At 37.4% G+C, this 16,078-nt stretch carries 15 protein-coding genes; 3 read left to right on the forward strand and 12 right to left on the reverse strand.

All coding sequences use genetic code 11. From position 1 onward, the window contains the following. Positions 1-6: 6 nt before the first annotated feature. From traK to PGH12_RS06760, 9 genes are all read right to left on the reverse strand, one after another. Positions 7-630, reverse strand: a complete 624-nt coding sequence (traK, locus tag PGH12_RS06720; protein WP_267597404.1) for a conjugative transposon protein TraK — start codon at positions 628-630, stop codon at positions 7-9. Positions 631-642: 12 nt separating this feature from the next. After that, the gene (traJ, locus tag PGH12_RS06725) at positions 643-1,635 is read right to left on the reverse strand and encodes a conjugative transposon protein TraJ (protein WP_267597405.1); all 993 of its coding nucleotides are present in this window, start codon (positions 1,633-1,635) and stop codon (positions 643-645) included. A gap of 1 nt (position 1,636) precedes the next feature. After that, complete coding sequence (locus PGH12_RS06730) at positions 1,637-2,269, reverse strand: DUF4141 domain-containing protein (RefSeq protein WP_476384900.1); 633 nt, start codon at positions 2,267-2,269, stop codon at positions 1,637-1,639. A 22-nt stretch (positions 2,270-2,291) separates the two neighbouring features. Continuing rightward, positions 2,292-4,799 (reverse strand): TraG family conjugative transposon ATPase, encoded by a 2,508-nt coding sequence (locus PGH12_RS06735; protein ID WP_267597406.1) that lies wholly within the window; start codon positions 4,797-4,799, stop codon positions 2,292-2,294. Next, positions 4,796-5,128: a DUF4133 domain-containing protein gene (locus PGH12_RS06740; RefSeq protein ID WP_267597407.1), complete on the reverse strand. Its 333-nt coding sequence runs from the start codon at positions 5,126-5,128 to the stop codon at positions 4,796-4,798. Before PGH12_RS06740 ends, PGH12_RS06735 begins: the two co-directional genes overlap by 4 nt. Before the next feature lie 11 nt (positions 5,129-5,139). Continuing rightward, the gene (locus tag PGH12_RS06745) at positions 5,140-5,445 is read right to left on the reverse strand and encodes a DUF4134 domain-containing protein (protein ID WP_267597408.1); all 306 of its coding nucleotides are present in this window, start codon (positions 5,443-5,445) and stop codon (positions 5,140-5,142) included. A gap of 316 nt (positions 5,446-5,761) precedes the next feature. Continuing rightward, on the reverse strand, positions 5,762-6,394 hold the full coding sequence (locus PGH12_RS06750) for a conjugal transfer protein TraD (protein WP_267597409.1): 633 nt from the start codon (positions 6,392-6,394) through the stop codon (positions 5,762-5,764). A 1-nt stretch (position 6,395) separates the two neighbouring features. Next, the gene (locus PGH12_RS06755) at positions 6,396-6,827 is read right to left on the reverse strand and encodes a DUF3408 domain-containing protein (RefSeq protein ID WP_267597410.1); all 432 of its coding nucleotides are present in this window, start codon (positions 6,825-6,827) and stop codon (positions 6,396-6,398) included. A gap of 3 nt (positions 6,828-6,830) precedes the next feature. Further along, the gene (locus PGH12_RS06760) at positions 6,831-7,598 is read right to left on the reverse strand and encodes a ParA family protein (protein ID WP_267597411.1); all 768 of its coding nucleotides are present in this window, start codon (positions 7,596-7,598) and stop codon (positions 6,831-6,833) included. A gap of 782 nt (positions 7,599-8,380) precedes the next feature. Between PGH12_RS06760 and mobA the strand changes: the two genes are divergently transcribed. Both mobA and mobB read left to right on the forward strand, forming a co-directional pair. Continuing rightward, a complete protein-coding gene (gene mobA, locus PGH12_RS06765) occupies positions 8,381-8,818 on the forward strand; it encodes a conjugal transfer protein MobA (protein ID WP_267597412.1) in 438 nt (145 codons plus the stop codon). Position 8,819: 1 nt separating this feature from the next. Further along, positions 8,820-10,112 carry a conjugal transfer protein MobB gene (gene mobB / locus PGH12_RS06770; RefSeq protein WP_267597413.1) on the forward strand — a complete coding sequence of 431 codons (1,293 nt, stop codon included), beginning with the start codon at positions 8,820-8,822 and terminating at the stop codon, positions 10,110-10,112. Positions 10,113-10,132: 20 nt separating this feature from the next. On the opposite strand, the gene PGH12_RS06775 is transcribed toward mobB, so the two are convergent. Further along, positions 10,133-11,020: a PDDEXK nuclease domain-containing protein gene (locus PGH12_RS06775; RefSeq protein ID WP_267597701.1), complete on the reverse strand. Its 888-nt coding sequence runs from the start codon at positions 11,018-11,020 to the stop codon at positions 10,133-10,135. A 296-nt stretch (positions 11,021-11,316) separates the two neighbouring features. On the opposite strand from PGH12_RS06775, the gene mobC reads away from it, so the two are divergent. Continuing rightward, a complete protein-coding gene (gene mobC, locus PGH12_RS06780) occupies positions 11,317-13,308 on the forward strand; it encodes a conjugal transfer protein MobC (protein WP_267597414.1) in 1,992 nt (663 codons plus the stop codon). Between the two features lie 115 nt (positions 13,309-13,423). Here the strand turns inward: mobC and PGH12_RS06785 are convergent, their stop codons facing one another. Then, on the reverse strand, positions 13,424-14,272 hold the full coding sequence (locus PGH12_RS06785) for an RteC domain-containing protein (protein ID WP_267597415.1): 849 nt from the start codon (positions 14,270-14,272) through the stop codon (positions 13,424-13,426). A gap of 42 nt (positions 14,273-14,314) precedes the next feature. Then, a complete protein-coding gene (locus tag PGH12_RS06790) occupies positions 14,315-16,030 on the reverse strand; it encodes a helix-turn-helix domain-containing protein (RefSeq protein ID WP_267597416.1) in 1,716 nt (571 codons plus the stop codon). Positions 16,031-16,078: the final 48 nt, after the last annotated feature.

The following is a 16,078-nucleotide window of genomic DNA, read 5'->3' on the forward strand; positions in this document are numbered from 1 at the left end:
CTGATTTTAACGGTCAACTGTTTCAACATCTTTGTTCTCGACTACGTTGAATTTTTCAATGGTAAATCCCTGAGGATTGCTGTCTGATCTGACTGAGTTTACTAAGGAACAGTTCGTGATCAAACTTCTTATGGTCAGATTACTGGATCTGATAATAAATTGACGGGCAAAAGTTTGTACTTGATATGGATAGTTATTGAAGTTGGCAACAACACTGTCGACTTCAATTCTCTGCTGAATATTTCCTGAGATTATTCTGTTGTAATATCCTTTTTCAGAAAGGTCTTTGTAGTAATTGAAGGCAGACTGATCAGCCAGATTGAATGCTCTTTTGACATTGCTCTCAATCGCATTTTTATCAGGAGCAATCGTGAAGAAAAGCTCATGAAAACGCCTCACATGTTCTCTTGCCTCTACAGGACGGTTGATCGACATGTCCTGAGAAAGCGCCACCATCAAAGATTTTCCGTTGTCCAAAACGTAAATCTTCTGTCGCTGGTCTTCTGCAAATTGATAAGATTTGAAGATGACCAGTCCCACTATCCCAAAGCATAACAAGGCAAAAACAAAGGTGAATAACCGGATCTGCTTGAAACTGTTTTCTATATTTCTTAAAGTTTTAAATTCCATTGTTGTACGATTTTATTTTAATAATCTTCCTGAAATATTTCCTGTCGCTGACCCTGCAGCCGCTCCGGCAATGTTTCCTGATTTCTGCGCAGTCTGATTAACGTTTCTCGTGAAGTTTCCGGCTCCTCCTGCCTGTATGATCCAGCCTGTTACCGTAGGAATGGTAAAATATCCGATGATGCCGATGATCATATAGATAATGTACACGGTGTTGGAGGTATCGGGAATGAAGTTGGGGTCAGCCAGCATCTCAATATCTTTTTCGATGATCAAGGACTGAATCTTGGCAAGGATTGCACTGAACATGTCGGCAACCGGAAGCCATAAATACACACTGATGTATCGGGTAAGCCATTGGGTGAGAGTACTCTGAAATCCATCCCATACCGATATGGCAAATGCGATGGGACCAAGTATTGATAGAACAATAAGGAAAAATGTTCTTATGACATCAATCACCAGTGTAGCGGACTGAAACAAGATCTCGAGAAATTCCCGGAAACCGTCTCTGATGTCTTTTTTGATGGAGAACATTTCTCTTTCGATGTACATTCCGGACATGGTGACCAGATCTGAAGGTGACCAGCCGAGTGCTTCCAGTTTTTTGTCAAATTCTTCATCGGAGATCAGATAGGCCATTTCAGGATTTCGAAGCATGGCCTCTCTTTCCAATAAGTCTTTCTTTTGCTGGAGTTCGTTGAGATCCAACACCTGATCTTCCAACATGGAATGGCTTCCCTGAACGATGGGACTTAATACGCCGTTAATGCTTCCGAGCACAAGCGTTGAAAAAAACATGATGCAGATTCCAATCGCAAAGGGTCTTAACATCGGAAACAGATCAATAGGTTCTGCACGGCTTAATGCCTGCCATACTTTGATGGCAACATAAAACAGGGCTCCTAATCCTGCAACCCCTTTTGCAACAGCAGCCATGTCTGCACATAACGGCATCATCTCATCGTAAACAGAGCGAAGTAATTCGTGTAAGTTATCGGGTTCCATCTTACCAGTATTTTTGATTGGCAGTTCCGTACAAATTCAATACTCTCTGGGTATTGTTCTGTTTTTTAGCTCGTAAATAGCTGACAGAAATATTCTTGTTCGTATAATAGCGAACCAGATTGTGATAGTCTTTTACGTCTTTGTAAACACGGTCAATAATGTCCATTCTTTCTTTGTCATTCAGGGAAAGGCTGCTCGTATTGACAATCTGTTTAAGATCCTTCAGCAGCTCGGTGCTCTCATTCAGGAGTTGAGAGTAGCCATTGGCAATAGCGGTCAGTTCCTGAGCATTGAAATTGGGATCGTTCAGCATCTTTCCGAAATTATTGACATACATTTCCGAAACATCGCCAACCATCAGTACGGTCTGCTGAACTTTTCTTGCATCTTTGACCAGATTATTGACGGCTTTCAGTTTATCATAATATTCCTTTCCCTGTTCATAGACTTTTTTGACTTCATTGAAGTTTTTAACGACATTGGAAACGGTGTTGGAAGTTTGTACAATCTCATTGGCGGAGTTCAGAATTCCTGAAGCGAGATTGGCAGGATCGGTCACTACGAATTGTGCTTTTAATGAGGTTGTTGTAGCAAGAACTGCTACCATTAGGGTTTTAATGATTAAATTTTTCATTGCTTTTAATTTAATTGATTGATTAATTTTCTTTGTTCGATTTGATTCTCTTTAAGGAGATCCTCTTGATGGCGTGTTCAACATTGCCATCCAGTTCCGAAGCCAGATTCATGACTTCCAATTTCTCAGTTTCCTCAGTGGTGTATGCGAGATATTCTTCGGTGGATACTTCAGTAGCATAGACTGCGGAATGGGTTCCGCCTAATCCGATCCAGACTTCTTTATAAAGTCTATTCGGATCATTGTTCATATTAATTGAAAGTACCTGGGCTTTTTCCTTATCAGTGAGTCCGAGCATCGCCTGAATATCATCGAACTTGTTCATATACTTTCGTTGATCAAGTAAGATCTTGCAGTCGGAATTGTTAATAATGCTTTCCTTAACAATCGGTGACTGAATGATGTCATCGACTTCCTGCGTGACGACAATGGCTTCCCCATAGAACTTTCTCACCGTCTTGAAAAGATATTTGATGTATTCTGCCATCCCTTCTTTAGCAATCGCTTTCCACGCTTCCTCAATCAAAATTAATTTTCTGATGCCTTTGAGTCTACGCATTTTGTTGATGAAGACTTCCATAATAATGATGGTCACAATCGGAAATAGAATTTTATGGTCTTTGATCGCATCGATCTCAAACACAATAAACCTTTTGGATAATAGATCCAGCTGCTTGTGTGAGTTGAGCAGATAATCGTATTCTCCGCCTTTGTAATAAGGTTCTAAAACATTTAGAAAGTTCGCAATGTCAAAATCCTTTTCTCTGACTTTCTTTTTTTCAAGGATAGATCGATAATCATCCTTTACAAATTCGTAAAAGCCGTTAAATGAAGGATATTCATTGTTATTTTTAATCTTTTCGATATATCCGCTGACGGCATTGGATAAGGCAACCTCCTCTGACCTTGTGGGCGGTTCGTCATCTCTTTTCCAAAGAGTAAGAATCAACGTTTTGATGCTTTCTCTTTTCTCAATATCAAAGATTCCGTCATCGGTATAGAATGGATTGAACGCAATCGGATTGTCTTCAGTATAAGTAAAGTACACCCCGTCCTCCCCTTTGGTCTTTCCTTTAATGAGTTCACATAATCCCTGATAGGAGTTTCCGGTGTCTACTAATAAAACGTGGGCTCCCTGCTCATAATACTGTCTGACCATATGGTTGGTGAAAAAAGATTTACCGCTTCCAGAAGGTCCGAGAATAAACTTGTTACGGTTGGTGATAATGCCCTGCTTCATCGGCAGATCAGATATATCCAGATGAATAGGTTTGCCGGTCAAGCGGTCAGCCATCTTGATCCCGAATGGTGAGGGTGAATTTTGATAGTTGGTCTCTTCGGTAAAGAAGCACAGCGCGGGCTCAGTGAAGGAGTAAAAACTTTCTTCGCTTGGAAAATCTCCTGCGTTTCCAGGTATTCCGGACCAATACAATGTGGCAACATCTGTTGTATTATGACGTGGTTTGCATTCCATCAGTGCCAGAGCACTTCCAGTATCATTTTTCAGCTGTTTGAGTTCAGCTAGCTGATCTGACCAAGACATCACATTGAAATGGGCTCGGATGGATTGAAGTCCAAATGAATGCGCTTCATTGAGGTATTTTTCAATCCATTCCTTGTTGATCTGATTCGCCCGGCTGTATCGAGCCAATGAGTGCATGTTCCTTGCAGACTTTTCAAATTTGCTGAGATTATCTTCACTGTTGTCAATAAAAAGATATTGGTTGTAAATATGATTGCAGTTGAGCAAAAGTCCAACCGGAGAGGCAAATGACAAAAGACAGTCGCTGCGGTCTGTGCTCAGTTTTTCATAGCGGCTGTGAGAAGATACCGTTCCGGGAAGATCATCAGTATCAGATAGTGTGTGCATGCTGATCCGATTATTGCCGATTCTCATTTCTTCTGCGCCTAAGTTGATGTCCTGAAGAGATGGATTGAGTTCTCTGGATAAAGTAAGGTACTGTTCCAATAGTCCTGACTGATCTTTGGTTCCGGTGATTTCATCTTCCGTCATTCTTTCCAGTCTCACATAACCGCTGTCATTCATAATTCTTTCGAACTGATCGACTGCTTCCATAAATCTGCTGATCAATTCTTTATCCCTGATTTCTTTGGGAATGAGTTTTCCTTTGCATAAAGAGGAGAAATTGCTCTGCATTCTCATTCGTTCTTTACTGGTTTTGGTGATGAAGAGATAGCAGTAATGATTTAGAAAAGGTCTTTCATTGAAATGCCTTTCAAATGATTTGGACAGAAAACTCTGATCCTCTTGTGATAAGTCAGGAGTATAATTTTCTTTGATAAACCAATCCTGCTTATGAACGATGCTGTAATCAGGTAATGTTTTGATGGCCTTGAACCACGCGGAATGAATGGCTTCATATTCTGCTGAAGCAACGGTAAAGAGCTCGGGTAAGTTGACTCTGAAACAAACCGTAACATCAGCATCTTTTGAAATAATACAGTTTTCTTCTACTGCAAGCAAAGGAAATCTACTTTCCAGGGTTGCTGCTTTCGATGTATTTCTCATGCTTCAGCTTTTTTAGAATTGATCTTAATGTATCTGAAAATGCACTTTCGGCTGATGATGTATTTAGGATGCTTTTTCTTAGCACCCAATTTCATCAATCCGTGTTCCCCGTATTTTCTGTTTAATGAGAAGGTCTGCCAGATCAATACACTGCTGGTCAGTCCTCCAATAGATAAACAGATGTAGGTATTGACTCCGGCCATGTACATAATCATGACCAGAATTAAAAGCCCGAGCAATCCTCCTGCAAAGATGAAGAGGTACTGCGCTTTCAGTCCCTTGAACTCGACCGTCCTTCCGATTCCTTTGTTAATATGATACGTATTCATAACATTGGTTTTTAAAGGAAAAATGAACGCAGAATGGTAGCGGCAACAATTAGGAAAATACAGGCACCGAACCAGCTGGCTGCGGTCTTGCTGGTGTCAGGGTCACCACTGCTGAATTTGTTGTAGACCTTTACGCCCCCTATCAATCCGACGACGGCTCCGATGGCATAGATGAGTTGGGTGGCTGGTTCGAAATAAGAGGTGACCATCTGGGTGGCTTCATTGATTCCGGCAGTACCGTTGCCTTGGGGAAATACTGAGGTAAAACTTCCTACAAGCAAATAAACTGTCAATAATTTGATTTTAAGTTTTTGCATAATTGATACATTTTGAGTTATAGAAAACTGCTCTTTGCGGCTTTCGGAAACAAATGTATCGGGAGCATTAAAGTATTATCTAAAAATGGAATGATCTGATAGCCATTGGCTTTCGGTTGCTTTCACTTACTCTAAAATTCAAAATTTCAGCTGATAAGATTCAATTGAAAATATAAAAAAAACCCAGCAAAAGCTGGGTTGAAAACTAATAACCATAAAAACTCAATAAGTTGAGAATGGTACGAAGGTAAGATATAGAGAAAGCATCAAATACATAAAAAAACAACCAGAATTATCTTTATGTTAAAATGATCACCTAAATGAATTGGTTGATATCAAATTCCGTTGGATCATCTGTATGATGATAGGTAAAATTTGCTTTATCGCTTTCAGAGAAGCTTGCTTCCAGAAGTTCAGCAATTTTTTTAGAGGCTCCTTCAACAGAGTCCTTCAATAGATTATATAGTTCCGTACCATGTATTTTCTGCACTAGCGTTACAGCTACTTTTTTTTCTGCTGAAGGTAATATATCACATCTCAATAATCTTCCTGCATCGTGCATTTCTTCAAAAGTAACGCCTTGTGCCAAATTAGTATGATTATCCATGATCCCTCGCCTTATCCACTCCTCTTCTTCCGCCTCCAAGTCAACCGGATCAGCAAAAACCTCATCTAATTCTTCTTTCTGCATTTGAATAGGGCTCGTTCTTTCTTGATGACTTACATCTTCAGTATGAGATGATGTTATCTCACTGATGACATCTCTTTCGAAGAATTCCTTGTTATCTGAACGAACGATTAATCCTTTTGCCGCGCCCATAATTGATCGAAGTTTCTCCTTTTTAACTTCGCTTGTTTGATCTACAGGTGGTCTTTTTTTATTCGCTGCTTGATCTTGCATAAGCAGGAAAATAATGATCAGCAGACATATGATAATTACTGTTTCCATGTTAAAAAAGGGGTTTAAACTTGTTGTTGAAATCTTCAGTTATTGCTTTTTCGAACAGATCAAAATGATGTTGAAGGATATTATCCAGATATGCATATAAAGGAATGTTGTCGTTCCCGATTACCTGGACAATGCGCGTCAGTCTTTCATGATACTCCTGCCTGATATAAATACTTTTATCTCCCCGCTTGGCCATAGAGTGAGTACCTAGAAAATGTTCGCCATACTTTTGAACCGATGCATTTTTTGATTTATTTTTTTCTTTTAATGCGGATTTTTTATCCGGTTTTGGTGCTTGTACTTCCTCATCAGTTTTGGTATCTTCGAAATTTCCGGGAACTTGTAACCCTTCTTTCTTTACGCCGTCGACCATCAGATTCATCATCATCTGTTCATCGATATCTTGCCCTAATTTTTTAGTATTCTTTTCCATTTTCTACAATTGAATGATTTTTAAAAATTCTACAACAAAGGCATCTAATTGGCAGACCCTCATCAAGCGTTCATCAGGTGGCAGCAAAGTAGAACGAAAAGCATTCTTACTGTCCAATTCACTTTCTTTTCGAAACCGTGTACTGTTTTTAACACGGCTTTGCATCAGGCTCAGTCCCAGTTGCTGGATAAGCAGTTCGTAGATGGAATACACCGGTGTGCTTTCCCTGCCATCCACCTGATTCCAGAATAGATTGACTGTTTCGATCGAAGTCTCTCCTTTTTTCATAACCACATCTTGCAGCAATTGTGTAAAGATCAGGGTGCTCTCCATCACCAATCGATCCGCTGTAATGGGTGTGAAAATATGATGCATGCCTGCCAGTGCATTCAGTATACCCGAACTGTTGACCGTTCCGGGAAGATCAAAAAAAATAACATCTGGAGTTACTGGTGCAGAACGGATAAATTCATTGGCAGAATCTAAAACCATGTCTGCCTTCTGCTGAATGATTGGGTAGGCTTTTTTGTTGATTAACGTAAACTGCCTATAGGCCTGTTTTTTTAAATTCTCATTTTCCATGACCATGGTCAAGTCACGAGATTTCATTTTTGATAAACTGTATTGAGGAAAATCCGCATCAAATACAGCAACATTATAACCCATGCGGTAATGAAGCGTACTTGCTAATAAAGTCGTAAATGTACTTTTTCCTACACCTCCTTTTTGAGATGAAAATGCAATGAACAGAGTTTTCTTTTTTGTATCCATATTTAAAAATTTTTGTATCTATACGAAGGACGGACTGCTATCGATCAGCCAGAACATCAGTCATCCGCTCGATGCCGGCTTCAGGGTTGATCAATAGCATGCTCGCTGTGAACCTCCATCTTTTGCAGGCTTGATATTAAGGTGAGCCGCTTGATGGAAACGCTGAGGTCATCGATCAGATCATGCTTTCAAGAAGATGATCAGAAATGGGATCTTGCGCTCATGCATACGCTGGAGACTGTTATAACTACTTCCCTCCCTTTAATTTGCCTTCTGACTTTCTGTCATGCTCAAAGACCTGAATTCGTGCAATCTTGCTTTCCTGCATTCCTGCACTCTGCAACAATGATCATCACTAAAGCAGACAATCGATCAAATCGTTATTCAGTATGGTGAATCTGCCTGCCAACATTCTGCTACAAAGCAAAACACTTATTGCGTACTATCACTTACTATAGAAGTTCATGTCATCAAAAAGAACAGTTTGTCTCTATCGATAGCAACCATACCGTTCTTTAGAAGCGTTTACTTTGCTTAACGACTTTAGATTATTGAAAGCACTTAAATTTTATGAGGACCTTTATGAATAGAAAATTGCTGATCACAGGTGTTGAGGTGTAATCAACATCATAACTAAATGAAAAAGGGTGTTCATCAGAACACGGCAAGTTGTGTTTTGAGTGCCTCATAACTGTTTTTAGTGCCTCAAAACAACTTGCCCTGCCAGGAGCTGGAAAACATTCTCCGAAGTCGAAGTTTTAACAATTTATAAGACGTACGTTATGGATGATCATCATAAAAATTACAAGAATAAAGGTGGCAGAAAGCCTAAGTCAAAGCCAAGTATCCACCGTCATGTTTTTAGACTTAACGATGAAGAAAATGATCAGTTGATGATGCTTTTTGAAGAATCTGGTCTTTCGAACAAGGCAAAATTCATTGTTTCTGTTTTGTTTTCTAAAGAGATTAAAACCGTGAAAATTGATAAGGGAGCGATGGATTTTTATATGAGATTGACTTCTTTTTATAGTCAGTTTCGGGCGATCGGCGTCAATTATAATCAGGTGGTCAAGTTATTACACACTACTTTTTCTGATCGGAAAGCTGCAGCATTTTTGTATAAATTAGAAAAACAAACGATAGAATTGGCTGTATTGTGCAAAAAAATCATGGAATTAACTGAAGAATTTAACAAAGTTTATATGAAAAAAGAAGAATGAAATGATTGCAAAAATTGGAAGAAGCAGCAATCTTTATGGAGCCTTAGCCTATAATTATACAAAGGTTGAAAAAGGAAATGGAACGATACTGCATACAAATAAGATCATTGAAAGTGCTGATGGACTGTATACTGTTTCAAAATTAGCCCAATCGTTTGAAACGTATTTATCGGTGAATAGGAATACTGAAAAGCACACGTTGCATATTTCTCTCAATCCTAACCCAAAGGATTCTGTCACTGATGAAATCTTGATCCAAATGGCTGAAGAATACATGCAGAAAATGGGATACGGGAAACAACCATTTATATTATTTAAACACACCGATATTGAACGCAGTCATATTCACATTGTTTCGGTAGCAGTCGATGAAAATGGAAGAAAGATTTCAGATCGCTTCGAGAAAAAAAGATCAATGGAAATCTGCAGAGATCTTGAAAAAAAATATGGACTTTTGCCTGCCACCGAAAATGCTCAAAATAAAGTTGAAATGATTTTTAAACCAGTCGATTACGAAGCTGGAGATTGTAAGAATCAAATCGCTTCTATCATCCGGCATCTTCCGAAATACTACCGTTTTCGTACATTAGGTGAGTATAATGCACTGCTTTCCTTATTCAATTTGACCACTGAAAAAGTGGAGGGAGAATGGGAAGGAAAACTTCAAAAGGGTCTCCTATATTGTATCTTGGATAAGGATGGTCATAAAGTAGGACATCCTTATAAGGCTTCTTTATTTGGTAAAAACTCAGGTCTTCCTGCACTGGAAAAACATCTTCTCAAATGCCGTGAAAACATGAACGATGAAAATTTAAAATCTCATCTAAAAGAAGTGATTGCTAACACTCTGGAATTAATTGGTACTGAAAATGATTTTAAAAACAGCTTGATCAGACAAGGTATTAATACTGTGATTCGTAAAAATAACAGTGGTATGATGTATGGAATAACATTCATTGACCATACCTCAAAAACGGTGTGGAATGGTTCAAGTTTGGGCAAGGAATTTTCCTCAAATGCTTTGCGTGATCGGTGGATGTATCAAAATGTACAGGAGAAGAAATCATTGATGAAAAAAGAAAATAAAAGCGCTGAGCGAAAAAATTCTTTAGCACCATCTTTAGAAAAGCCACATCTGCTTTTCGATTTTTTAGACAATCAGCAAAAAAGCATTCAATCGGAAGACGGAATTTTTGAATCAATCGGTGGTTTACTTTCATTTCAGAGTGAAGCTAATCATAAAGAACAGGAATTTGCTTATCGAATGAGAAAAAAACGAAAAAGAGGACGCTGAATTATGATATAAACTTTTTCCTAATTTTCCTTTTCTAATATAGCCTGCACTTTCTTTTGAAGCTCTTTTTTGTCAGGTAAATATAATTGATATTTTGAAACAAAAATCTTGTTGGAAATTCCTCCGGTAGCATATTCGACCAATACTTCATCTTTCTCTGCGGAAAGGATAATTCCTATGGGTTCATTATCATCTTCTATATTTTCTTCAGCCTTAAAATAGTTCAGATAGAGGTTCATTTGCCCGATATCATTGTGCTCAACCTGTTTTATTTTTAGGTCGATTAAAACAAAACATTTTAATATACGGTGGTAGAAAACCAGATCAATGTAAAAGTGTCTATTCCGAAGTGATATTTTATATTGTCTACCCACAAAAGCAAAACCTTTTCCTAACTCAAGAAGAAACAATTGAAGGTTGTCAATGATTTTTTGTTCTAATGCCTTTTCTGTTACCTGATGGCTCTGGGGAAGTTTAAGAAAATCTAATACATAAGGGTCTTTAATCACTTCTGACGAATCGGTGATAACATGACCTCGTTCAGCTAATTGCAAAACGCCTTTTTTATCTTTACTCAGTGCCAATCGTTCAAATAACGCTGAATTAATTTGTCGGTCAAGTTCTCTATACCCCCAGTTTTCCAGTACGCTCTGCTTTTCATAAAACTTTCTTGCGTTATCATCTGTGACCCCTAATAGAGTAACTATATGAGTCCAGCTTAATTTGGCAGGCACTGCCTGCCATTTTTGATAGGATAAATAAAATCTACGCATATCAAGGATGTTCCGCCTGCCAAATCCTTTACCGAAACGATGTTTCAGATCCTTGGCAAGCCTCGCTAACAAGCCACTTCCATACTCTGCACGCTCTTGACCAAGTTGCTCAAATTCTACAATGTGCCTGCCAATTTCCCAATTTGCTTAGACAAGCTCACTATTGACAGCTTTTACAGCATTTTGCCTTGCGATTTCAATAGATGAACCAATATTATCGAGAAGTTCATTGTAAGTGGCCTGTGTTGGTATCATTATTCTTTCTTAAGCAAACAAATTTAATCAATATTCCGAAAAACAGGATGTAAAATCGACACCAAATATTCTTCAGAGCTATTAACAAATGCCGCCAAATCATGACAGTAAGGACACCATTAAGGATTGCAATGTTGACGTAATTTATATTCGCTCCCAATAATTATAAAGTACTTATGGGAGAAGATGATGCGAAAGCACTCGCTAAAATAATGGGGTTCATAAGAGCAATCAGTATTCTGTTAGTATTGATGCATCTGTATTGGTTTTGTCATGGCTTTTTTTTAGAACGTGGCTGGACTTTAGATCTTATTAATAAAATATTGTACAATTTTGATCGTACGGCTGGTCTATTTTCAAATCTTTTATATTCCAAAATATTTGCCTTGGTACTTCTGGCATTAAGCTGCCTGGGAACTAAAGGAGTCAAAAACGAAAAGATCAAATGGTCCAAAATTTACCGTGCGGCAGGAAATGGATTTGTCTTATTTTTTTTAAATTTTCATTTATTGACTATCGGATCACCGATTGGTCATTTTCTTTACATTCTGTCAATGGGTTTAGGCTATGTTTCCTTAATGGTTGCAGGAGTCTGGATGAACCGTATCCTCCGTAGTAATTTAATGGACGATGTTTTTAACAATGAAAACGAAAGCTTTATGCAGGAAACAAAGCTCATGGAAAATGAGTTTTCGGTGAATCTGCCGACAAAGTTCTATTATAAAGGAAAATGGAATGACGGATATATCAATGTTGTGAATCCTTTTCGAGCGACCATTGTTTTAGGAACACCCGGATCCGGTAAATCGTACGCGATTGTCAACAATTATATCAAACAGCATATCGAAAAAGGATTTTCCATGTACATCTATGATTTTAAGTTTGATGACCTTTCAATGATTGCATATAATCATTTACTAAAGCATACTGCCCAATACGAAGTTCAACCCAAGTTTTATGTCATCAATTTTGATGATCCAAGGAAAAGCCATCGCTGTAATCCTTTAAATCCTGCTTTTATGACGGACATCTCAGATGCATATGAAGCAGCCTATACCATTATGCTGAATCTGAACAGGAGCTGGATTCAAAAGCAGGGCGATTTTTTTGTAGAGTCACCGATTATCCTTTTGGCAGCAATCATCTGGTTTCTGAAGATCTACGAAAATGGAAAATACTGTACATTCCCCCATGCCATTGAACTTTTGAATAAAAAGTACTCTGATGTATTCACTATCTTGACTTCGTATGCTGATCTTGAAAACTACCTCTCCCCTTTTATGGATGCATGGCAGGGCGGTGCACAGGATCAATTGCAGGGTCAGATCGCTTCTGCTAAAATTCCGTTATCACGAATGATCTCCCCGCAGCTTTACTGGGTCATGACAGGGGACGATTTTACATTGGATATCAACAATCCGAAAGAGCCCAAAATACTGTGCGTCGGAAACAATCCGGACAGGCAAAATATTTATTCAGCTGCATTGGGTCTTTATAACTCAAGAATTGTAAAGCTGATAAATAAGAAAGGACAACTGAAAAGTTCCGTAATCATTGATGAATTGCCCACCATATATTTCAGGGGATTGGATAATTTGATTGCCACAGCGAGGAGTAATAAAGTGGCAGTTTGTCTAGGATTTCAGGATTTTTCACAGCTGACCAGAGATTATGGGGATAAGGAAAGTAAGGTAATTCAAAATACGGTGGGTAATATTTTCAGCGGTCAGGTTGTTGGTGAAACGGCTAAAAATTTATCTGAACGTTTTGGTAAAGTTTTACAGAAAAGGCACAGTATTTCCATTAACAGAAATGATACCTCTACCTCAATCTCTACCCAATTAGACACCCTGATTCCTGCTTCAAAAATATCAACATTAACGCAGGGAGTTTTTGTCGGAGCAGTTTCCGATAATTTTGATGAAAGAATTGAACAAAAAATGTTTCATGCTGAAATTGTAGTGGATAATGAGGTGGTTGCCAGAGAAACAAACAACTACAAGAAAATACCGGAGATTTTAAGTTTCGTTGATGAGGATGGAAATGATCAGATGAAAAAGGTAATTGATGAAAATTACCTCAAGATCAAAACGGATATTTCAACCGTTATCAATAATGAATTGGAAAGAATAAAAATTGATCCGGATTTACAGCATTTGATTCAATGAAGATTTCTTAAAGACAGGATCTGATGAATTTTCAGTCAAACTTGAAGCCTCAAATATATTTTGAGATCAAAACAATTTTTGAGGCTTTACTTTATTACACTACATCTCAAACGTGCTACTCCCCTTCAGTATTACGAAAATGTTGATTGAGATTATCATTGACCATCTGGAGAAATTTCGTGGCTCCAGTTTTCCGATTTCTAATTTCAAAAATGGTTTTATGATAATTACCCAAGTTGATGTCCAATGATTTTTCCACAAACTTGATTACCTCGCTCAGCTCTATATTTCCACCGTTAAAACAGTTTAATTTATAAAGACCATACACTACTTCTACAAGTGCTACTTTAGATTCGGACCACACGAGTGGGGAATTTAAAGAATTGACTTTATCTTTATTTCGAATTTTTTCAATTTGCAATCTGAGAAATTCCTCCAGTTTTTGATTTGCTTTGATCTCAGAAATCTGATGATCATGTGAAGTTGTAAAGTTTTCATCATAATCATAGAGTCCTGACGGAAGATTCATTTTGAGATCATAACGCTTTCTGACAAAATATTTTTGATCTAAATAGGTGGCTTCACGTCGGTGGTAGCTGTAAAATTCTGCATAATCTTGATAGTATATGGTAAGCTTATCAATTTCTTTAGTAAAATAGCTACGTTGTGCCTCTTCTCCGGCAGCAGGTTGATAGGTAAGAATTTGAATAATTTGTGAATGAAAAATAAATTGTGAAATGAATAAAGGTTTGATTTCTTTAAAAAAATGTATTTCGTCTGCAGCCGATTCAAATTCATGAGGAATTACCAGAGCTTTTAAATTCCTGATAGATTCGTCAATCTTCCATAAACTTAATTCTGAAATTCTGACCAGATCGCTGTGCTCAAATTCAATCAGCTCCAGATCATCCGTTAAACGCGCATACAAATGTTGTGCTTTTCTAAAAATTGTTTTGTTAACCATGTCCTTTTTTTTAGAAAATTACAAACTTCCTGTGGTATTCTGCTAAAGCTCCCGTTCATTATCTTTGAGTTTCATCTTTATAAAGTCAGCAATTCCTATCCCATTGATTGATTTAAAATGGGCTGTAAAATTATTTCGCGAAGCAATTCCGCACATTTCAGACAACGCTTGTATTGTAAACTTAGGATAATTTTTATCTGAATTCAGTTTATGGGTGATATAATTAATTCTTAATTGCATTAGATAGACAGAAAAATTGACGCCTTTATGTTCATGAATAAATGCTGACAAATAAGTGGGATTCGTTTTGAAACGTGTCGCAAGTTTGACAACTGTTATTCCAGCTTCAAGAAATTGATTTTTATCTTCAAAAAATTGAATCTTCATTTTGAGCATTTCGACTAAATCATCTGGCAACTCACCTTTAGTCTTTACGGAAGATTGCTCCTTTCCGGGCAATGCTTCTTCTGGTTTCTTTATCCCATTGAGTCGATCGATGAGCTCGGCATATCTCTTTTTTAAATTTTGCTCTCGTTGCTGGTATCTCCAAATCAGGAAAAGCACAAGAATTACAGAAAAAATGATAACAAGCACTATGGTCACCTGCTGTGTATTGATCGATTTTTCCAATTTATATTTTTCTTTAATCAGTCCCGCTATTTCAACGTCTTCGTAGATCTTTTCAGCCAAGTAGGCAAAGTCTTTCCTTATACCTTGGTTTACCTCCAAGAGTTGATTGGTATAATACAACTGCTCTTTTTCATTCTTACTTTTTTTATAGTAGTCAATTAGACACATATAAGCTTCTGTTGCTTCAGGCAAAATGAATTGATGTTTATTGTAAATAGAATCCACTTTCTTTAATTCCAAGATTCCTTTTTTCTCATCATCATTCTTTAGGTAAATATTTCCAAGGTAAAAGTGGATTACAGATGCCCAAGTAAAATCATTTTTCTGATTGAGAATAGGTAAAGCCTTTTTCAAATAATACAGTGCATCATTGTATTGATTGTTCTTATAATAGATAATTCCCGCACATTTGAGAAAATAGGCGCGCTCAAGTGTGAATTCTGATTTATTTTTTGTTGCTGCTAAACCTACTGTTAATAAACTGTCAGCCTTAGCATCTTGATTAAGATTCCGTTGGCATATTATCATCTGGTGCAAACTGTTCAGGTAGCCTCTGCAATAATTATAACGCAAATTCGCATTCACCTCATCTTTTACCTTATTTTCATTGAAGTCGATGGATTTATTAAAAAGCTGCAGTGCCTTGTTATAATAACCAAGATAGCTTTTTACAACTCCCAGATGATAAATGATTTTATTTTGAAGATATTCATCATCAGTTTTTATCGCATACTGGTGTGCTTTAACGTATTCATTAGAAGCTAACTGAAATTTTCTCAAATTGAAATAGTAAATGATACCTTTCCCCAAATAAGCATCACTGATCAATTCATCTTTTTTAGACTTGAATGCAGCAGCTATTGTACTATCAGCATAAGAAAGCTTAGCATCTGTATCCTGTGAGAAATATACAGCGTCTTTGTACCCTAAACAGAGTTTTTCTAGGTTATTCTCTTTTTTCGCTTTCTCAATAAATGCACTGACATAAGGCAGGGCATTATGGTCTTCTTTTTCTAGATTTTCATATTTATTTCTTATATCAGCGTAGGACGGACTGACAGTTTTTTGTGACAGCAGCATCTTTCCGACAGTTAAAAGAAAAAAAGTTATTACTGTTTTTTTTGACATCAAGTAAATGTGATTGGTATTTTTCAAAAATAAATAAAAATATGTGAA

It is taken from the genome of Chryseobacterium sp. CY350 (assembly GCF_027945075.1).
Classification (GTDB): domain Bacteria; phylum Bacteroidota; class Bacteroidia; order Flavobacteriales; family Weeksellaceae; genus Chryseobacterium.